This is a genomic window from Streptomyces misionensis, assembly GCF_900104815.1.
GTDB lineage: Bacteria > Actinomycetota > Actinomycetes > Streptomycetales > Streptomycetaceae > Streptomyces > Streptomyces misionensis.
Map to the genome: position 1 here is coordinate 3659214 of NZ_FNTD01000004.1, position 19658 is coordinate 3678871.

The following is a 19658-nucleotide window of genomic DNA, read 5'->3' on the forward strand; positions in this document are numbered from 1 at the left end:
TCCTCGTCAAGACCACGCACTTCCCCCGCGAACAACCACCCGCCCTTGCCTGGAGCGCACTCCAAGCCGTTGGCTTGGTGACCATGAAGTACACGCAGCTTGGACGCACCGGACTCAAGGTCAGCCGACTGGTTCTCGGGACGATGAACTTCGGGCCGCAGACGGACGAAGCCGACAGCCACGCGATCATGGACGCGGCACTGGACGCGGGCATCAACTTCTTCGACACCGCCAACGTCTACGGCTGGGGCGAGAACAAGGGGCGCACCGAGACCATCATCGGCAACTGGTTCGCCAAGGGCGGCGACCGCCGCGACAAGGTCGTCCTCGCCACCAAGGTCTACGGCAACATGGCCGGCGACGGCGAGGCCTGGCCCAACCACGACAAGCTCTCCGCGCTGAACATCCGGCGCGCGGTGGACGCCAGCCTGAAGCGGTTGCAGACCGACCACATCGACCTCTACCAGTTCCACCACGTCGACCGGAACACCCCCTTCGACGAGATCTGGCAGGCGATCGACACCCTCGTCCAGCAGGGCAAGATCCTCTACGCCGGTTCCTCCAACTTCCCCGGCTACAAGATCGCCCAGGCCAACGAGACCGCCGCCCGCCGCGGCGGCACCATCGGCCTCGTCAGCGAGCAGTGCCTGTACAACCTCGCCGAGCGCCGCGCCGAGATGGAGGTCATCCCGGCCGCGCAGGAGTACGGCCTCGGGGTCATCCCCTGGTCCCCGTTGCACGGCGGAGTGCTCGGCGGTGTGATCAAGAAGGAGGTGCAGGGCGGGCGCCGCGCCTCCGGCCGCGCCGCCGACACCCTCGCCGACCCCGCGGCCCGCGCGCGGATCCAGTCCTACGAGGACCTGCTCGACAAGCACGGCGTGGAGCCCGGCGAGGCCGCGCTGGCCTGGCTGCTCACCCGTCCCGGGGTCACGGGCCCGATCGTCGGCCCGCGCACGGCCGAGCAGCTGGAGTCGGCGCTGCGCGCGGTGGAGCTGGAGCTGAGCGGAGAACTCCTCGCCGGCCTGGACGAGATCTTCCCGGGCCCGGGCCCGTCCCCGGAGGCCTTCGCCTGGTGACACCGGGCGGGCGGGCGAACGCCCGCGAGGGGCGGGGAACCGCGCGGTCGGCCACGACCGGCCGCGGCCGGTGCGGGCCGCGGTTCCCCGGCCCCTACCGCACCGCCGCCGCCACGGCAACGACCACCAACATCAGCACAAGCGCACCGGCCATGATCCGGTTCCGGGTTTTCGGGTCCACGCATCGAGCCTAACCGGACGCCCCGCACTCCCAGCGCCCGACCGCCTCGTACCGCGGCTGCTCGCCCCGCTCCCCCGACGTCGGCAGGTTGCTGCGCACCAGCGCCAGCTCGGTCACGGTCCAGCTCCGGCCCGCGAACGCGCGCAGCAGCTCGACGTACGGCCGTACGTCCACCGCCTCGCGGCCGCGGGCCAGCGTCAGGTGGGCCTGGTAGCGGCGGTGCTCCCCCATCGGCACCCCGGCCTTGCGGCCCGCCGCCTCCGCCCGGTCGGCGAGCAGACGCAGCGCGGCCACGTCGCCCGAGGCCCCGGCCCACAGGGCGCGGCCGTGACCGAACTGGCCGCCGCCGGCCAGGGCCAGCCGGAAGGGGGCGGTGCGGTGGGCCGCGCGGGCGAGGCGGTCCGACAGACCGGGCAGGACGTCGTCGGCGACCTCGCCGTAGAAGGCGAGGGTGAAGTGCCAGCCGGGGCGGCCCGTCCAGCGCAGCCCGTCGGCGCCCGGCAGCCGCCGCAACCGGTCGACCTCGACGGCGAGTTCGGCGGCGATCTCCTGCGGCGGCAGTACGGCGGCGAAGAGTCTCATGCCCCCACCATCCCAGAGACATCCCGGCGGCGACCCCGATGTGTCCCGCAGCCGCCCCCGAGACACCCCCGACGCGTCCACCGGGGCATCCCCGAGACATCCCGGAGAGATCGCGGACCGCACATCGCGTCCCGGGCGCGTGGGCAGGATCACCGCCATGACGCTCACCATCCGCGAAGGCGGCCCCGACGACGCTCCCCTGATCCTCGGCCTGCTGGACGGCGCCGTGCGGTGGCTGGTGGCCGAGGGCCGTACCGGGCAGTGGGGCACCAGAGCCTGGTCGGCGAATCCCCGGGCCGTGGCACAGGTGCACCGGTACGCCACCGCGGGCACGCCGTACATCGCCGAGTCGGACGGAATGCCGGCCGCCACCCTGACGCTCACCGACGCGCCCGGCTCCTATGTGGAGCCCGCCGGCGAGCCCGAGCGGTACATCCATCTGCTCGCCGCCGACCCCCGGTTCAAGGGGCGGGGCGCCGGTGCCGCGCTGCTCGCCCACGCGGCCGAGGTGACCCGGCGGGCGGGGATCTCGCTGCTGCGGGTGGACTGCTACGCGGGCGACGACGGCAAGCTGGTCGCCTACTACGAGCGCCAGGGGTTCGTGCGCACCGAGTCCTTCAGCCAGGACGGCTGGCCGGGGCAGGTGCTGGCCCGGAGGGTGCGGTAGCCGCACCCTCCGGGGATGGTCACACGGCCGTGGCGAGTTCCTCGCGCTTGCGCTGGACGAACCGCAGGCGCGGGTGCCCTCCGTGCCAGCCGACCGACAGCCGCAGGCCGCCGACGCGGGCGAGGATGAGGCCGATGGTGCCGGCCGCGAGGGCGGAGACGACACCGCCGAGGGCGAAGCCGGCCCGGGCGCCGTAGGTGTCGGTGATCCAGCCGATCACCGGGGCGCCGAGCGGGGTGCCGCCCATGAAGACCATCATGAACAGGGACATCACCCGGCCGCGCATGGCGGGGTCGGTGGCCATCTGCACGGTGGTGTTCGCGGTGACGTTGACCGTGAGGCCGCAGATCCCGATCGGCACCATGAGCACGGCGAACAGCCAGTACGCGGGGGCGAGGGAGGCCACGATCTCCAGCACCCCGAAGGTGAGCGCGGCGAAGATCAGCAGCCGCATCCGGGCGGAGCCGCGGCGGGCGGCCAGCAGGGCGCCGCCGAGGGAGCCCAGGGCCATCAGCGTGTTCAGCAGGCTGTAGCCGCCGGCGCCCACGTGGAACACGTTGTCGGCGAAGGCGGAGAGCCACACCGGGAAGTTGAAGCCGAAGGTGCCGATGAAGCCGACCAGGACCACGGGCCAGATCAGCTCCGGGCGGCCCGCGACGTACTGGAGGCCCTCCCGCAGCTGGCCCTTGGCCCGCGGGGTCCGCTTGACCGGGAAGAGCTCACGGGCGCGCATCAGCAGCAGGCTGGTGATCGGCGCGGCGAAGGACAGGCCGTTGGCGAGGAACGCCCAGCCGGTGCCCACACCGGTGATCATGAGGCCGGCGACGGCCGGGCCGACGAGGCGCGCGGACTGGAAGTTCGCGGAGTTCAGGCTGACCGCGTTGTGCAGCTGGTCGGGGCCGACCATCTCGGAGACGAAGGACTGCCGGGCGGGGTTGTCGACCACCGTGGCGAGCCCCACGAAGAACGCGGCGAGGTAGACGTGCCAGACCTGGACGTGACCGGTGAGCGTCAGCGCGGCGAGCGCGAGGCCGCTGAGGGCCATCGAGGACTGGGTGACCAGGAGCGCGGGGCGCTTGGGCAGCCGGTCGACCAGGACCCCGCCGTAGAGACCGAACAGGAGCATCGGCAGGAACTGCAGGGCCGTCGTGATGCCGACGGCCGCGGAGGAGCCGGTGAGACTGAGGACGAGCCAGTCCTGGGCGATGCGCTGCATCCAGGTCCCCGTGTTGGAGACGACCTGGCCGACGAAGAACAGGCGGTAGTTCCTGACCTTCAACGAGCTGAACATCGAGGACTTGCGGGCGGGGGTAGTAGGGGCGGTGGGTGCGGGGGCGGAAGGTGTTCCGGATCCCGTACTCAACAGCGTCGCCTCCTTCAGGGGCTTGCTTACAGGTGTGCGAGCTTTTCCAGCACGGGGGCGGCGGCGCGCAGCTTGGCCCACTCCTCCTCGTCGAGACCGTCGGCGAGGTTCGCCAGGAACGCGTTGCGCTTGCGGCGGCTCTCTTCGAGCATGGTCTCGGCCTGCTCGGTCTGGGTGACGACCTTCTGGCGCCGGTCCTCCGGGTGCGGCTCCAGCCGGACCAGGCCCTTGGCTTCGAGCAGCGCGACGATGCGGGTCATCGACGGCGGCTGGACGTGCTCCTTGCGGGCCAGCTCGCCCGGCGTGGCCGAGCCGCAGCGGGACAGCGTGCCGAGCACCGACATCTCGGTGGGGCTCAGCGACTCGTCGACCCGCTGGTGCTTGACCCGGCGGGACAGCCGCATCACGGCGGAGCGGAGGGCGTTCACGGCGGCAGCGTCGTCGCCATGGGTGAGGTCCGGCATGTTCTTTAGAGTAACTCATTACTCTAGCTAAAGACCAATGGGACACACCCAGGTGCCCGTGATCCCGGCCACTGAAACCCGTCGATCACCCGTATGGGTGAGCCGGTGCCGGAAAGCGACGCGCAGGGAGAGCGGCTGTGGCGACCCTCGTACCCATGGGGACCACTGTGCTGAGCCTGCGGATAGACGGGGAGCTGCTCGAACGGCTCCGGCGGCACGCGGCGAAAAGAGGAATGAGCGTGCAGGACTATGTGGTCCGCACGCTCATTCGTGACGACTTCGACCAGCGGTTCCAGACCGCCGTCGAGGAGACGGAGAAGTTCTACGGCGTCACCTGAGGACGCCGCGGAACGGGTCGGCTCAGGTCAGACCCAGGGCCGGCATCAGGTAGTAGAAGGCGAAGACCGCCGAGACGACGTACATCGGCACCGGGATCTCCCGGGCGCGGCCCGCGGCCAGGCGCAGGACCGTGAAGGTGATGAAGCCCATGCCGATGCCGTTGGTGATGGAGTAGGTGAACGGCATCATCAGCATCGTCACGAACGCCGGGATGGAGATCGTGTAGTCGGCCCAGTCGATCTCCTTGACCGAGTTCGACATGATCAGGAAGCCGACCGCGATCAGCGCCGGGGTGGCCGCCTGGGACGGCACCATCGTGGCGATCGGGGTGAGGAAGAGCGAGATGGCGAACAGACCGCCGGTGACCACGTTCGCGAGACCCGTGCGGGCGCCCTCGCCGACGCCGGCCGTGGACTCCACGAAGGCGGTGGTGGCCGAGGAGGAGCTGGCGCCGCCCGCCGCGACCGCGAGGCCGTCCACGAACAGCACCCGGTTGATGCCCGGCATGTAACCCTGGGCGTCGGTCAGCTTGGCCTCGTCACTGATGCCCATGATCGTGCCCATCGCGTCGAAGAAGCACGACAGCAGGACGGTGAAGACGAACAGGACGCCGGTCAGCACGCCGACCTTGGAGAAGCCGCCGAACAGGCTGACCTGGCCGACCAGGCCGAAGTCGGGGGTGGCGACCGGGTTGCCGGGCCACTTCGGCACCGTCAGGCCCCAGGACGGGACCTTGGCGATCAGGTTGATGACCACCGCGAGGACGGTCATGCCGACGATGGAGATCAGGATCGCACCCGGCACCTTGCGCACGATCAGCACGAAGGTGAGCAGCGCGCCCAGGACGAAGATCAGGACCGGCCAGCCGGTGAGGTGACCGCCGGTGCCGAGCTGGAGCGGGACGGTGGTCTGGGCGACGTCCGGGATACGGCTGACGAAGCCGGAGTCGACCAGGCCGATCAGCATGATGAACAGGCCGATACCGATCGAGATCGCCTTGCGCAGGCCGAACGGCACGGCGTTCATGACGCGTTCGCGCAGGCCCGTGGCGACCAGCAGCATCACCACGAAACCGGCCAGGACGACCATGCCCATCGCGTCCGGCCAGGTCATCCGGGGAGCCAGCTGGAGCGCGACGACCGAGTTCACGCCGAGGCCGGCGGCCATCGCGATCGGGACGTTGCCGATGACACCCATCAGCAGGGTGCTGAAGGCGGCCGTCAGCGCGGTCGCCGTCACCAGCTGGGCATTGTCCAGATGGTGACCGTACATGTCCTTCGCGCTGCCCAGAATGATCGGGTTCAGCACGATGATGTAGGCCATCGCGAAGAAGGTGGCCAGACCGCCCCGGAACTCCCGAGCGATGGAACTGCCGCGCTCGGAGATCTTGAAGTAGCGGTCGAGGGAGCCTCCGGCGGGCGTCGGACCGCCCGGCTTCTCGGGGGTGGGGACCTTGGCAGCTGCCGAGGTGGACATGCGGGACCTCATCACCGACAGGGTTCCCCCGAGCCCCGTTGGAGTTTCATACGATTAGAAGCGGTCAAGGACAAACGGTTTCAGTATGAACGTCTGAGTCACTAGATCGCTATCTCCGCGCGTAGATTCGGTGCGCGCCCGGTCGGACCAGGTGGCCGCCCGATCGCCTCGTAAGCTGTGCGGCATGGCCAAGTGGATCCCCCAGCACGAGGCGCCCGAGCCCCTGGAGGGGCCCGTGGTCGCCACCATCACCGGCGGCACGATCATCTGGTTCGTCCTGTTCCTCGTCCAGCTCCCCTTCTACGGCTGGTTCCAGGACCACGGCCATCTGTGGTGGCTGTGGACGTGCCTGGCCGGCGGCGGGCTCGGGCTGATCGGCATCTGGTACGTGCGCAAGCGGGACGCCGCCATCAAGAGGGCCCGTTCGGCATCGGCCGACTGACCCCGGCCCGGGGACCCGGGCCGGGTGGGCGCGCGGGCAAAGGCCACGTAACGTCGGATACATGAGCCATATAGACGCCGGCGCCGAGCTCGATCCGGTACACCCGGTGGCCCTGCCCCGGACCCGGGCCACGGGACTGACCGGCGCGGAGGTGGCGGAGCGGCGCGCGCGTGGCCGGATCAACGACGTGCCCGTGCGCAGCAGCCGCTCGTTCGGCGAGATCGTCCGGGCGAACGTCTTCACCCGGTTCAACGCGATCATCGGCGTGCTGTGGGTGATCACCCTGTTCGTCGCGCCGATCCAGGACAGCCTCTTCGGCTTCGTGATCCTCGCCAACACCGGCATCGGCATCCTCCAGGAGTGGCGGGCCAAGCAGACCCTCGACTCGCTCGCGGTGATCGGGGAGGCCCGGCCGACCGTGCGCCGGGACGGCACGGCCGCCGAGATCGCCACCGACGAGATCGTGCTGGACGACCTCATCGAGATCGGGCCCGGCGACAAGGTCGTCGTGGACGGGGTGTGCGCCGAGGCGGACGGGCTGGAGATCGACGAGTCCCTGCTCACCGGCGAGGCCGACCCGGTGGTCAAGCGCCCCGGCGATCCGGTGATGTCCGGCAGCTTCGTCGTCGCGGGCGGCGGCGCCTTCACCGCGACCAAGGTGGGCCGGGAGGCCTACGCCGTCCAGCTGGCCGAGGAGGCGTCCCGCTTCACGCTCGTCCACTCCGAGCTGCGCACCGGCATCTCCACCATCCTCAAGTACGTCACCTGGATGATGGTCCCGGCGGCGATCGGCCTGGTCGTCACCCAGCTCGTGGTGAAGAACGACGACCTCAAGGCGGCCGTGGCCCGCACCGTCGGCGGCATCGTCCCGATGGTCCCGGAGGGGCTGGTGCTGCTCACCTCGGTCGCCTTCGCGATCGGCGTCATCCGGCTCGGCCGCAAGCAGTGCCTCGTCCAGGAACTGCCGGCCATCGAGGGCCTCGCCCGCGTGGACACCGTCTGCCTGGACAAGACCGGCACCCTCACCGAGGGCGGCATGGACGTCACGGAGCTGCGCCCGCTGAACGGCGCCGACGAGGGATACGTGCGCAAGGTGCTCGGCGCGCTCGGCGAGTCCGATCCGCGGCCCAACGCCTCCCTCCAGGCGATCATCGACGCCTGTCCCGACAACGACGAGTGGCGCTGCGTCGAGTCGCTCCCCTTCTCCTCCGCCCGCAAGTACAGCGGGGCCGCGTTCAGCGAGGGCGACGGCGAGACCAGCACCTGGCTGCTCGGCGCCCCGGACGTCCTCCTCGGCGCCGGCGACCCGGCGCTGGCCGAGACCGAGCGCCTCAACGAGCAGGGGCTGCGGGTGCTGCTGCTGGCCCGGGCGCAGCGCGACCTGGACGACGCGGCGCCCGCGCGCGGCGCCCGCCCCACCGCCCTGGTCGTCCTCGAACAGCGGCTGCGGCCCGACGCGGCCGACACCCTGCGCTACTTCGCCGAGCAGCGGGTGAGGACCAAGGTCATCTCCGGGGACAACGCCGTCTCGGTCGGCGCGGTCGCGGCCAAGCTGGGCCTGGACGGTACGGCGACGGACGCGCGGCGGCTGCCGCAGGACCGGGCCGCGATGGCGGACGCGCTGGACGCGGGGACCGTCTTCGGGCGGGTCACCCCGCAGCAGAAGCGGGACATGGTGGGCGCGCTCCAGTCGCACGGGCACACGGTGGCGATGACCGGGGACGGCGTGAACGACGTGCTCGCGCTGAAGGACGCGGACATCGGCGTGGCCATGGGCTCCGGCTCGGAGGCGACCCGGGCGGTGGCGCAGATCGTGCTGCTGGACAACAGCTTCGCGAGCCTGCCGTCGGTGGTCGCCGAGGGTCGCCGGGTGATCGGCAACATCACGCGGGTGGCGACGCTGTTCCTGGTGAAGACGGTCTACTCGGTGCTGCTCGCGGTGCTGGTGGTGTGCTGGCGGGTGGAGTACCCCTTCCTGCCCCGCCATCTGACCATGCTCTCCACCCTCACCATCGGGGTCCCGGCCTTCTTCCTGGCCCTGGCGCCCAACAAGGAGCGGGCGAGACCGCACTTCGTGCACCGGGTGATGCGGTACTCGATCCCGGGCGGCGTGGTGGCCGGCGTGGCGACCTTCGTGACGTACCTGATCGCCCGGCACCACTACGCGGGCTCCGGCTCCGGGCAGCTGGAGGCGGAGACCAGCGCCGCCACGCTCACCCTGTTCCTGATCTCCATGTGGGTGCTGGCGATCATCGCCCGCCCCTACACCTGGTGGCGGGTGACGCTGGTGGCCGCGATGGCCGTGGCCTTCCTGCTGGTGCTCGTCGTACCGGCGCTCCAGGACTTCTTCGCGCTGAAGCTGGTCGGCCTCGCCATGCCGTGGACGGCGGTGGCGATCTCGGTGGTGGCGGCGGCCGCCCTGGAGTTCCTGTGGAAGTGGGTCGCCCGCCGCTTTCCCGACTAGGAGCCTAGGAGCCGCTCACTGCACGTCGACGTAGTCGCCCGCGGCGGAGACGGACGAGGTGGTGGACGTGCCCGCGAAGCTGTAGCGGTAGTAGCCGTCGGAGCCGGCCGTGACCGTGGTCTTCAGCGCGCCCGTCGAGGACGAGGTGATCGTCTTGAGGGTGGTGTAGGTGCTGGTGCCCGCCTTGCGGAACTGGAGCTTGACGGACTGGCCGGCGAAGCCGACGTAGGTGCCCTTCTGCCAGTCGGCGCGGGTCAGCTTGCCGGTGACGGTGAGCGTCTTGCCCTTCTTGACCGGCTCGGGGGTCGCGTCGGCGGTGAGCTTGGCGGCGCGGCGGACCGGGATGGTGCCCAGGTCGCTCTGCCACTTCATGCCGCCGGAGGAGTTGACGGCGAGACCGCCCTCCTTCCACGTGCCGGCCTCGGAGTTGTACAGGTCGGCGGCCGTGACGGCGATGGTGGCCGAGCAGTTCGCGGTCGTGGAGTCGACCTTGGTGCAGGTGCCCGGGTCGTCGCTGATGAACTCGTTGTCGGGGCTCTTGGCCGAGGTGCCGCGGTAGATCAGCGGACCGGTGGCGATGCCGGACAGGGAGACGGTGCTGGGGTGCGTGACGGTGTAGGTCACCTTGACCTTGACCGTGGAGGTGGCCCCGACGGTGATGGCCTTGCCGGCGTTCACCTTCATCTTCGAGAAGGTGACGTTGGGGGCCGTCGTGCCGGCCGCCTGGGCGGTGGGCACGGCGAGGGCGGAGAGCGCCAGGGCGCCGAGAACGGCGGCCGCGGTGGCACGTATGCGCATGTGCGTTCCCTCGGAGGGAGAAGTGATCGTGGAGTCGGTCGACTCGGGTGATCAGATCCACGAGACCGGGGATGAGTTGTACGGCAAGAGCGCGAACCGGCCATTCTTTGTCCGTCCGTTACCTTGCCCCGCACAGACCGAGGCCCCGGTGGCGGGGTGCGCCACCGGGGCCGGGCCGGGTCCGCTCCGGCGAGGGGTTACTTCACGTCGACGTAGTCACCCGCGGCGCTGACCGCCGGGGTGGTCGAGGTGCCCGCGAAGGAGTACCGGAAGTAGCCGTCGACCGTGGCCTTGGTCGTCGTCTTCAGGTTGCCCGTGGAGTCCGTCTTGATGGTCTTCAGGGTGGTGTAGGTGCTGGAGTTCTTCTTGCGGAACTGCAGCTTGACCGGCTGGCCGGTGTAGCCGTGGTACTTGCCGTCGTCCCAGTTGGCGCGGGACAGCTTGCCCACGACGGTGATGGTCTTGCCCTTCTTCACCGGCTCCGGGCTGGCGTTGACCGTCAGCTTGGAGTAGCGCTGGAGCTTGAAGGAGTTGGTCGGGTCCTTCACGGCCACGCCGACCTTGTCCAGGTCCGGGTCGGACGGGTTCTGGCCGTTGAAGGCGACCGCGTAGGCGGCGGCCTTCCAGCTGCCGGCGTCCTCGCTGAGCAGCTCGGCCGGGTCGATGGAGACGGTGGCCTTGCAGTTCGCGACGGTCGCGGAGGAGTCCGTGCAGGACCCGTTGGTGCTGTCGTAGAACCAGATCGAGTCCTCGAAGGAGGTCCCGCGGTACAGCTCGACGGCCGCGAAGAAGTCCTTCGCGTGGATCTTGACGTCCGTGCCGTGCGTCAGCGTGAAGGACACCGGCACCTTGACCACGTTGGTGGTGCCGACGGCGATGTTCTTGCCGTTGTTCACCTTCACGTTGGAGAAGGTGGCGTTCAGCTGGTACGGCGTGCCCGAGGCGACGGCGGCGAACGACGAACGGCCCTGGTGGGCGGTGTGGGCGACCTTGCTCACGGAGTTCTCCGCGGGCACCCGCGCCTGGTCGGCGGCGTGGGCCGCGGGCAGGGCGAGGGCGGAGAGGGCCAGGGCGCCGGAGACGGCGGCCACGGTGGCACGAATGCGCATGTGCGGTTCCCCTGCGTACGTAGTTTGAGGGAGTCGGGTGCGACTCCGACTCGTCAGACACGGCACGCAGGGGAACGGTTGTACGCAATCTGAAGAAACTGTAAGAGAGTTCTGAAGATCGACTGGAACGGGGCTCGGCGGATCAGTCGAACCAGCGGTCCCGGGCCAACTCCTCGGTGCGGGACGGGTCCTCCAGCAGGGCCGCGACCTCGAACCGGCGCGGCCACTGCCCCGCCGCCCAGGCGAGGCCCGCGGCGACCCCCTCCAGGGTGGCGGCGTGCAGCACCCCGTCGTCGGTCAGCCGCCAGTCGATCTCGACGCCGTCCACGACCAGTTCGCCGTGTTCGACGTACGTCTCGGGCGTGCGCGGCCCGAGCAGCACCCGCACCGCCCCCGGCACGTCGTGCTCGGTGCCCTCGGAGTGCACCTCGCCGGTGACGGACTCGCTCAGCCGCCGCACCTGGAGCAGCTCGGCCAACTCGGCGGCCCGGGACGGCCGTACGGGCAGCAGGGGCACGCCGGAGGTGAAGGGCAGCAGGTCCGGGGAGTCGACCACCACGGCGTCCGCGGCGTCCACGACCGTCACCCGATCGTCGAGCACGGCCCGCAACTCGTCGGGCAGTGTGACCTGTTCCGGGTCGAGTTCCGCCAACGCTCCGTACAGGCCGTGCAGTTGGGCCGCGGTGACCGGGCGGTCCGGGTCGGCGAGGCGGTCCAGCAGCTCGGCGGCGCCGCCCGGCTCGTCCAGGAGGGCGCCGACCGAGGTCCGCACCCCGAGCGCCCGCAGCACCTGCTCGTCCTCGAACCCGGTGGCGTCGGCCTCGTCGTACAGCCCGCGCAGCAGCGGGTCGCCGCCCGCGGCCCGCAGTCCGGCCGGGCGCCGCCCGTCGAGGACCGGGTGCCCGCGCAGCCACCACGCGGTGTACGACCGGACGACCTCGTGGGTGCCGTCGGGCAGCAGGACGCGCACCGGCTGGGTCAGCGCGTCCCGCAGCGGCGGCCGGGCAAGCAGGGAGAGGGCCTCGGGCCAGTGGTCGTCGGCCACCAGGTCGAGGTCGCGCACGGCGACGAGTTCGGTGGCGACCGGCGGCACCGGGCTGTCCGGGAAGCGGTCGAGGATGTCCTCGCACCACACGTCCACCGCGTCCAGCAGCCCGGCGTCGTCCGGTTCGGCGAAGTCGCCCTCGCGGGGCTCCAGTTCGTCCGGGTCGAGGACGACGTCGGTGGCGCGCACCAGGGCGAAGCCGGCGAGCACCCCGCAGGCGGTGAGCGGCTGTTCGCCCCACCGCTCGGCCAGTTCGCGGGCCACCGTGGGCAGTTCGTCCTCACGGATCACCCGGGCGAAGGGGCTGCCCGGGTACACCAGCTCGCCCGCGGGGACGAGTTCGCCGTCCTCGTCGGGCAGCGCGAGGGCGCCGAGCCAGGGCTCCTCGCCGGGCTCCAGGCCCGCGTCACGCACCAACCCGAGGACGGTGTCGGCCAGTTCCTCGGCGTCCGGGGCGTCCTCCTCCCAGGCGAGGCCGCCCTCCTCGTCCAGCGAGGCGGCGACGGCGGCCCGCACCTGCGGGGTGGTGAGCACCGCGCGCGGGGTGGCGGGCAGCGCGCCCAGCTTCTCCAGCAGGGGATGCGTGGCGTCCTCGTGGGCGACCTTCAGCCCGAGCCGGCCGAGCACGTCCACGTCGATCCGGGCGCCGTCGGGGGTGGGCAGCAGCACCTGCCGCGGGCCGATCGTCGTCCGGCCGTCGGCCAGCGGCACGGGCAGCCCGGACAGCCGGTCCGGGTCGATGCCGGCGAGGCTGTCGTAGAGCCGCCACCACCAGTCGGGGTCCTTCTCCAGGCCGGCCAGCCGGTCGATGGCGTCGGCGAGCGGGAGCCGGGCCACGCCGAGCACGCGCAGCTCGGCGCGGCGCTCCAGGCCGGCGGGCAGCAGGGTGGGCAGCACCTCGGCGAGCACCCGCACGGTGTCGGCGCCCGCGCCCTCCACGATCTCGGCGTCCCGGGGCCGCAGCGCCCCCGGCAGCTCGTCCTCGCCGTCCGCGCCGTCCGCGCCGTCCGCGCCGGGCAGCGCGGGCGGCAGGAAGGCGGTGCGCGGCAGCCGCTCCAGCAGGGCCTCGCGCAGCGCCCCGTCCAGCTCGCCCTTGCCCAGCGGCCCGGGTACGAGGTCGACGGCGCCCTCCGTCACCGGGCGCCACCCGGCGAGCAGCGCGGCGTAGGCGTCGGCCGCCCGCTGCACCAGGAAGTCGGTGAGGGGGCCGGGCGCGGTGTGCCGGCGGGTGGTGTCGAGGGGGAAGGAGGCGATGAGCAGGGCGGGGACGCCCAGGGGTTCGTCGCTGGGGGTGGGGGCGTGCACCACGGGGGCCGTGCGGGGCCGCAGCGGGCGGCCCTCGTCGTCCTCCGGGACGGCCCAGGTCACCGACCAGTGGGGGCGCAGCCGCTCCTCCACCGGCCGGTCGGCGAGGAGTGCGGGGTCGAGGGGGCCGTGGGCGGTGGTGGTCCGCCACCGGGTGGTGCCCTCGCGGGAGTCCTCGACGACGGTGACGGCGCCCTCGGTGCGGCGGCGGAGGGTGCGGGGCGCGTCGCCGTTCACCTCGACGACGACCTCCTCCAGACCGGGGAGGGTCAGCAGCAGCGCGTCGTCCACGGCGTTCAGCAGCCGCTCGGCGAGGTCGGCGGCGGCCGCGTCGCGCAGCGGCAGGATGACCGCGGTGTCGTACGGGTCGGGGGCGGTGCCCTCGGCGGCGAACGGCAGCCGCAGCAGCGGCACGTGGCCCGCGCGCCGGCGGACCTCGTCACCGAGTCCGGGGCTGTGCCGGGCGGTGTCGGCGGCCAGCTCCCGGGCCTCGTCGAGGGACCAGCGCACCCCGCCGTGCCGGCCGACGAGCGCGGGCTCGTCCGTCACCGAGAGGACGGCGGCGAAGCCGACGCCGAACCGGCCCACCGCGCCGTGCGTGGACTCGGCGTCCCGCTTGGCGGAGGCGCGCAGGGTGGCGAGGGACTCGACGCCCGCCGCGTCCAGCGGGGCACCGGTGTTGGCCGCGACCAGGACGTTGTCGCGCAGGGTGAGGCGCAGACGGCCGGGAGCCCCCGAACGCGCGGCGGCGTCGGCCGCGTTCTGCGCCAGCTCGATCACCAGGCGGTCGCGGTAGCCGCCCAGGACCAGGTCCTCCTCCGCGTTGGCGTCCTCGCGGAACCGCGCGGGGCTGGTGGCCCAGGCGTCGAGGACGCCGCGACGCAGCCGGGCCGTCCCGAAGGGATCGGCACCCTCGGCCGCCGGCCGCACGTACTTGCTGCTCACGTTCACACTCCTCGTCGACGTGAGGAAGAAGGTACAGCGCGCCGCCGACATCGGCGGTCCGCTGCGGGGCGCTTCGCGGCGGTGCCCGGGGTCAGGACACCCGCAGGCGGTAGACCTGCCGGGAGCCGCCCTCCGGGCCGGGGGCGGCCGGCTCGCCCGGGGTGAAGCCGAGGGCCGTGTAGAAGGCGCGGGCGCCGCTCGTCACCACGCCGGGGTGGTCCGGGCCGAAGGTGACGACCTCCACGGTGGCGGGGGGCCGCACGAACCGCCGCAGCGACTCGGCCAGCAGGGCGCGGCCCACGCCCGTGCCCCGGGCCCGTTCGCCGACGACCAGCCAGTGCACCTTGTGGACCGGGGCGGTACCGCCGAACAGGAGGGCGCCGAGCGGGCCGGGCCCGTCGGCGACCAGGGCCGTGGCACCGGCGATGCCCCGCCGCACGGCGTCGGTGAAGCCGGGGTCGTCCACCATCGGGCCGAACCAGTGCTCCACCTCGGCCGCCAGGGAGAGGAAGGCGGGCAGGTCGGTGTCCCGTGCGAGCCGGACCACGGTCAGGAGTGGCCCAGTTCGGCGGTCTCCTCGTCCGGCGCCTCCGGGACCGAACCGGAGTCGCGGGCCGGGTGCAGCGGGAAGGGCTCGACGCGGGTCTCGTCGACGACCGGCGGGGCGGGCTGCGGGGGCTTGGGCATGACCGCCGCCTCGGAGTGGCCGCCGCAGCCGTAGGCGAGGGAGACCACCCGGCCGTCGGCCGGGGCGAACTCGTTGGCGCAGACGCCGAAGGCCTGGCCGAGGGAGCCGCCGATGGGCGTCAGGAAGCCGCAGGTCATGCAGGTGGCCGGGGCCGCCTGGGCCATCGGCGTCTTCGGGCCGAACGCCTCCTCCCAGCGGTCGGCCGCGCTGTGCAGCCCGTACCGGGACAGGACGCGGGCCCGGCGCATGCCCAGTTCCTCGGCCACCGCGGCGATCGAGCCGCGCGAGGGAGCCGTCGGCTGGGCCGCGGGCGTGCCCGGGGTGACGTCGGCGTCCTCGGCGTCCGCCAGTTCGGCCATCTCCTCGGACATCACCGAGTTGGGCGGCGGCTGTTCCTCGCCGGTGTAGCCGGGCTCCAGGCGCAGGTCGTCCTGGTCGGTGGGGAGCAGGTCGCCGGGGCCGAGGTCGCCCGGGCGCAGCCGCTCGCTCCACGGCACCCACTCGGGCGCGAGCAGAGCGTCGGGGCCGGGCAGCAGCACCACCTCGTCCAGCGTGACGACCTTGGCGCGCGAGGCGCGGGCCACGGTGACGGCCCAGCGCCAGCCCCGGTAGCCCAGCTCCTTGCACTCGAAGAAGTGCGTGACAACACGGTCGCCCTCGGAGACGAGTCCGGTGTGCTCGCCGACCACACCGGGCGCGGCCGCCTCCTCCGCGGCGCCCCGGGCGAGGTCGACCGCCTCGGCGCACAGACGGTCGGGGGTGCGGCTTCGCGTTGTCGCTGCGCTCACAGGTATCGCTTCTCTCCTACGCCGTCTCGTCAAGGCGGCTGCCTCCGGCGGGGTTGGCCGACGGAGCGGACCTCAGGACCGCATCGACGTCTGCATCCGCGCGCTGGGCGCACCTCTGCCATCCATTCTGCGTTATGGCTGAGATACGCACGCTACACCGAACAGGATTCGTTGCCGCTCGACGGCATTCTCCCCCACCCGGCCCGCCCCTCTCGCCGGTCCGGCGGGTGCGGTTCGCCGCCATACGTGCCGTATCCGCACTATCCGGAGGGTTCTCGGGGCACTATGAACCTCGTGGCGACCGCGGACAAACGTGGGGTTCGGGGTGGCGGTGTCCGCCGGGGAGGCGGCGCCGTCCGGTCCGTCGGGCGTGCCCTGCACCTCCCCGTCACCGGTGCCGCGCGCGGCATCCGCCGGGCCACGCACGCGCACGGCGCCGGTGAGTCGGGCCTCGGCAAGCTGATCGAGCTGCACGCGGTGAACGGCGCCGGGGACGTCATGATCACCGTGGCGCTGGCGTCCACGGTGTTCTTCTCGGTGCCGACCGACGAGGCGCGCGGGCGGGTCGCGCTGTACCTGGCGATCACCATGGCGCCGTTCACCGTGCTCGCCCCGGTCATCGGCCCGCTGCTGGACCGGCTGCCGCACGGGCGGCGGGCCGCGATGGCGGCGGCCATGCTGGCGCGGGCGCTGCTCGCGCTGGTGATCTCGGGCGCGGTGGCGACCGGCAGCCTGGGCCTGTATCCCGCCGCGCTCGGCGTGCTGGTCGCCTCCAAGGCGTACGGCGTGGTGCGCAGCGCCGTCGTACCGCGGCTGCTGCCGCCCCGGTTCTCGCTGGTGAAGGCGAACTCCCGGGTGACGCTGGCCGGGCTGCTCGCCACCGGGGTGGCCGCGCCGATCGCGGCGGGGCTGCACCGGTTCGGCGACCCCTGGCCGCTGTACGGCGCCTTCCTGATCTTCGTGGGCGGTACCGCGCTGTCCTTCTCGCTGCCGCCCAAGGTGGACTCGGCGCGGGGCGAGGACGTGGCGCTGCTCGCGGCCGGCCCGCCGCGGGAGCCGCACCGCAGGCGGCAGGGGAAGCGGCCGGTGCTGCGGGCCGTGGGGGCCACCGTGACGCACGCCCTCGCCGCCAACGCCGCCCTGCGCTGCCTGTCCGGCTTCCTGATCTTCTTCCTCGCCTTCCTGCTGCGCGAGCAGCCGATGACCGGCCAGAGCGCGGCGGTCTCGCTGGGGCTGGTGGGCGTCGCGGCCGGCACGGGCAACGCGCTGGGCACGGCGGTGGGGGCGTGGCTGAGATCACGCGCCCCGGAGATCATCATCGTGACGGTCATCGCGGTGGTCCTGGGCGCGGCGATCGTGGCCGCGCTCTTCTTCGGGGCCGTCCTGGTGACCTGTCTCGCCGCCGTCGCCGGGTTCGCGCAGGCGCTGGCCAAGCTGGCGCTGGACGCGCTGATCCAGCGGGACGTGCCGGAACTGGTGCGCAGTTCGGCGTTCGCCCGCTCGGAGACGCTGCTGCAGATGGCGTGGGTGTTCGGCGGCGCGGTCGGCATCGTGATGCCGCTCAACGGCACGGTCGGACTGCTGGTCGGCGCCGCGTTCGTGGCCGTCGGCTGGCTGAGCACGCTGCGCGGCCTGGTCCGTTCGGCGCGCCACGGCGGCCGGGCCCGGATGGCGTGAAAGCGGCGGGCGAGGTGACGGCGGGTGACGGCCCGGACACGGCCGGGTTGTCGCGGACACGACTGGCGTAACGAACCGGGCACGCCGCACCCCACGTGGCCGGACGGCTCCGGGCGCCCGATAGCCTTCGGCCATGACCACGCTGCAATCCGTTGTGCGACGCCGCCGCGCCGTCGCCGCCGCCGGCGCCGTTTCCGCCGGACTGCTCGTCCTGTCGGGCTGCTCCAAGCCGACCCCCGTCGCGTCGCTCACCGTCGGCGGGAACACGGTCCACTCCGAGGCCCTCTGCTACAACGACGGCAAGAACCTGACCGCCGCCTCGCTGAAGACCTGCGCCAAGAAGGTCGACGAGGCCAAGGCGATCTCGCTCAGCGACGTCGACACCCTGCGCATCGGCGTCGACCCGAAGATCGCGGACGCCGGGTGGGCCGTGCTGATCAACGGTCAGCCGTTCATCAACTACAACACCTCGACGTACCGCACGCTGCCGAGCGACGCGTTCTTCAACAGCCGGTACAACACCGGCGGCGACACCAACTCCGTGGTGATCCAGATGGGCTCCAAGGCGACCCAGGGCGTGTGGTCCTTCAAGGTGAAGAAGAAGGCCTGATCACCACGTCCGCACGTGTCCTCGTGGCCACTGCGGTCCCGGCCGAACGGGACGCGGTGGCACAGGCGTTCCCCGAACCGGCCCAGGAGCTGCCGCTCCCGGGCGCGGTGCTCCGCCGTACGGCCACCGCCGCCGGCTCCCCGGCCACCGCCGTGGTCGATCTGCTCGCCGCCGGGGTCGGACCGGCCCGGGCCGCCGCCTCCACCGCCGCCGCGCTGACCGCGGCCGCCCTCGACGGCGCCCCCTACGACCTGGTCGTCTCGGCCGGGATCGGCGGCGGTTTCGCGCCCGGGGCGCCGCTCGGCTCGCTCGTCGTCGCCGACGCCATCACCGTGGCCGACCTGGGCGCCGAGACCGCCGACGGCTTCGTGCCGGTCACCGAACTCGGTTTCGGGACCGTCACCCACCACCCGCCGGAATCACTCGTACGGGCCGTGGCCGAAGCCACCGGAGCCCGTACCGGCACGGCGCTGACCGTGTCCACCGTGACCGGCACCGCCGACCGCGCCGCCGCGCTGCGCGCCCGGCACCCCCGCGCGCTCGCCGAGGGCATGGAGGGCTTCGGCGTCGCCGAGGCCGCCGCCGCCCAGGGCGTGCCGGTGCTGGAGATCCGCGCGATCTCCAACCCGGTCGGCCCCCGCGACCGCGCCGCCTGGCGCATCGGCGACGCCCTCGCCGCCCTCACCGCGGCCTTCGGGAAGCTCGCGCCCGCATTGGAGAGTTGGAAACCGCATGACCAGTGAGCAGTTGCAGATCGCGTACTCGCCCTGCCCCAACGACACCTTCGTCTTCGACGCCCTCGCCCACGGCCGCGTCCCCGGCGCGCCCGCGCTGGACGTGACCTTCGCCGACATCGACATCACCAACGGCATGGCCGAGCGCGGCGAGTTCGACGTGCTGAAGGTGTCGTACGCCGTCCTGCCGTACGTCCTCGACGAGTACGCGCTGTTGCCCTGCGGCGGCGCGCTCGGCCGGGGCTGCGGGCCGCTGGTGCTCACCAAGGAGGCCGGCGCCGACCTGACGGGCCGTACGGTCGCGGTGCCCAGCGAGAAGTCGACGGCCTATCTGCTGTTCCGGCTGTGGGCGGCCGACACGGTCGGAATCGAAAGGGGCGGGCCCGCAGGGCCCTCGGTTGAGGGTGGTGGCCGACGGGCGGGCGGCGTCGGCGAGATCGTGGTCATGCCGTTCCACGAGATCATGCCGGCCGTGCGGGACGGCAAGGTGGACGCCGGGCTGGTGATCCACGAGGCCCGCTTCACCTACCAGAACTACGGGCTGCACAAGCTCGCCGACATGGGCGAGCACTGGGAGCGGACCACCGGGCTGCCGATCCCGCTGGGCGCGATCGTGGCCAAGCGGTCGCTGGGCGCGCAGGCGCTGACCCGGCTCGCCGACTCGGTGCGCGCCTCCGTGCGGGCCGCCTGGGACGACCCGGAAATCTCCCGGCCGTACGTGATGGCGCACGCCCAGGAGATGGACCCGGCCGTGGCCGACCAGCACATCGGGCTGTACGTCAACGAGTTCACCGCCGACCTCGGCGAGGACGGCTACGCGGCGATCCGCGGGCTGCTCACCCGTGCGGCGGCCGAGGGACTGGTACCGCCCCTCGGCCCGGACGCGCTCGCGTTCCCCTGACGGG

18 protein-coding genes are annotated in these 19658 nt (G+C 72.5%); 9 read left to right on the forward strand and 9 right to left on the reverse strand.

What is annotated here, in order from left to right; translation table 11 throughout:
* Positions 1-83: 83 nt before the first annotated feature.
* Positions 84-1076, forward strand: a complete 993-nt coding sequence (locus tag BLW85_RS18150) for an aldo/keto reductase (protein WP_074992604.1) — start codon at positions 84-86, stop codon at positions 1074-1076.
* Positions 1077-1266: 190 nt separating this feature from the next.
* Here the strand turns inward: BLW85_RS18150 and thpR are convergent, their stop codons facing one another.
* Entirely contained in the window at positions 1267-1839 is a 573-nt protein-coding gene (gene thpR / locus BLW85_RS18155) for an RNA 2',3'-cyclic phosphodiesterase (RefSeq protein WP_070023954.1), read from the reverse strand.
* Between the two features lie 157 nt (positions 1840-1996).
* On the opposite strand from thpR, the gene BLW85_RS18160 reads away from it, so the two are divergent.
* On the forward strand, positions 1997-2506 hold the full coding sequence (locus BLW85_RS18160) for a GNAT family N-acetyltransferase (protein ID WP_074992605.1): 510 nt from the start codon (positions 1997-1999) through the stop codon (positions 2504-2506).
* Positions 2507-2525: 19 nt separating this feature from the next.
* On the opposite strand, the gene BLW85_RS18165 is transcribed toward BLW85_RS18160, so the two are convergent.
* Positions 2526-3797: an MFS transporter gene (locus tag BLW85_RS18165; protein ID WP_070023957.1), complete on the reverse strand. Its 1272-nt coding sequence runs from the start codon at positions 3795-3797 to the stop codon at positions 2526-2528.
* A gap of 98 nt (positions 3798-3895) precedes the next feature.
* Complete coding sequence (locus BLW85_RS18170; RefSeq protein ID WP_070023960.1) at positions 3896-4333, reverse strand: MarR family winged helix-turn-helix transcriptional regulator; 438 nt, start codon at positions 4331-4333, stop codon at positions 3896-3898.
* A 155-nt stretch (positions 4334-4488) separates the two neighbouring features.
* Here BLW85_RS18170 and BLW85_RS18175 point away from each other — a divergent pair, with 155 nt between their 5' ends.
* The gene (locus tag BLW85_RS18175; RefSeq protein ID WP_070024482.1) at positions 4489-4671 is read left to right on the forward strand and encodes a ribbon-helix-helix protein, CopG family; all 183 of its coding nucleotides are present in this window, start codon (positions 4489-4491) and stop codon (positions 4669-4671) included.
* Between the two features lie 22 nt (positions 4672-4693).
* Here BLW85_RS18175 and BLW85_RS18180 read toward each other — a convergent pair whose 3' ends face one another.
* A complete protein-coding gene (locus BLW85_RS18180) occupies positions 4694-6148 on the reverse strand; it encodes an NCS2 family permease (RefSeq protein WP_070023962.1) in 1455 nt (484 codons plus the stop codon).
* Positions 6149-6332: 184 nt separating this feature from the next.
* Between BLW85_RS18180 and BLW85_RS18185 the strand changes: the two genes are divergently transcribed.
* Positions 6333-6590, forward strand: coding sequence for a DUF2530 domain-containing protein (locus BLW85_RS18185; RefSeq protein WP_070023964.1), 258 nt, complete (start codon positions 6333-6335; stop codon positions 6588-6590).
* A 61-nt stretch (positions 6591-6651) separates the two neighbouring features.
* On the forward strand, positions 6652-9054 hold the full coding sequence (locus BLW85_RS18190) for an HAD-IC family P-type ATPase (protein WP_074992606.1): 2403 nt from the start codon (positions 6652-6654) through the stop codon (positions 9052-9054).
* A gap of 15 nt (positions 9055-9069) precedes the next feature.
* Here the strand turns inward: BLW85_RS18190 and BLW85_RS18195 are convergent, their stop codons facing one another.
* The 5 genes from BLW85_RS18195 to BLW85_RS18215 form a co-directional block, all read right to left on the reverse strand.
* Positions 9070-9852, reverse strand: coding sequence for a hypothetical protein (locus tag BLW85_RS18195; protein WP_074992607.1), 783 nt, complete (start codon positions 9850-9852; stop codon positions 9070-9072).
* A gap of 197 nt (positions 9853-10049) precedes the next feature.
* Positions 10050-10961, reverse strand: a complete 912-nt coding sequence (locus tag BLW85_RS18200; RefSeq protein WP_070023969.1) for a hypothetical protein — start codon at positions 10959-10961, stop codon at positions 10050-10052.
* 142 nt (positions 10962-11103) lie between these two features.
* A complete protein-coding gene (locus tag BLW85_RS18205) occupies positions 11104-14307 on the reverse strand; it encodes a sacsin N-terminal ATP-binding-like domain-containing protein (RefSeq protein WP_074992608.1) in 3204 nt (1067 codons plus the stop codon).
* Positions 14308-14347: 40 nt separating this feature from the next.
* Positions 14348-14809, reverse strand: coding sequence for a GNAT family N-acetyltransferase (locus BLW85_RS18210; RefSeq protein WP_107409318.1), 462 nt, complete (start codon positions 14807-14809; stop codon positions 14348-14350).
* Positions 14806-15732: a DUF3027 domain-containing protein gene (locus tag BLW85_RS18215; protein WP_070023976.1), complete on the reverse strand. Its 927-nt coding sequence runs from the start codon at positions 15730-15732 to the stop codon at positions 14806-14808. Before BLW85_RS18215 ends, BLW85_RS18210 begins: the two co-directional genes overlap by 4 nt.
* A 285-nt stretch (positions 15733-16017) precedes the next feature.
* On the opposite strand from BLW85_RS18215, the gene BLW85_RS18220 reads away from it, so the two are divergent.
* The 4 genes from BLW85_RS18220 to BLW85_RS18235 all read left to right on the forward strand — a co-directional run bounded on the left by BLW85_RS18220 (position 16018) and on the right by BLW85_RS18235 (position 19654).
* Positions 16018-17409, forward strand: a complete 1392-nt coding sequence (locus tag BLW85_RS18220) for an MFS transporter (RefSeq protein ID WP_074992610.1) — start codon at positions 16018-16020, stop codon at positions 17407-17409.
* Positions 17410-17542: 133 nt separating this feature from the next.
* Entirely contained in the window at positions 17543-18019 is a 477-nt protein-coding gene (locus BLW85_RS18225) for a DUF2771 domain-containing protein (RefSeq protein ID WP_070023979.1), read from the forward strand.
* The gene (locus tag BLW85_RS18230; RefSeq protein WP_279628632.1) at positions 18019-18762 is read left to right on the forward strand and encodes a futalosine hydrolase; all 744 of its coding nucleotides are present in this window, start codon (positions 18019-18021) and stop codon (positions 18760-18762) included. The genes BLW85_RS18225 and BLW85_RS18230 overlap by 1 nt, the downstream gene beginning before the upstream one ends.
* Positions 18752-19654 carry a 1,4-dihydroxy-6-naphtoate synthase gene (locus BLW85_RS18235; RefSeq protein WP_074992612.1) on the forward strand — a complete coding sequence of 301 codons (903 nt, stop codon included), beginning with the start codon at positions 18752-18754 and terminating at the stop codon, positions 19652-19654. Before BLW85_RS18230 ends, BLW85_RS18235 begins: the two co-directional genes overlap by 11 nt.
* The last annotated feature ends 4 nt before the right edge of the window (positions 19655-19658 follow it).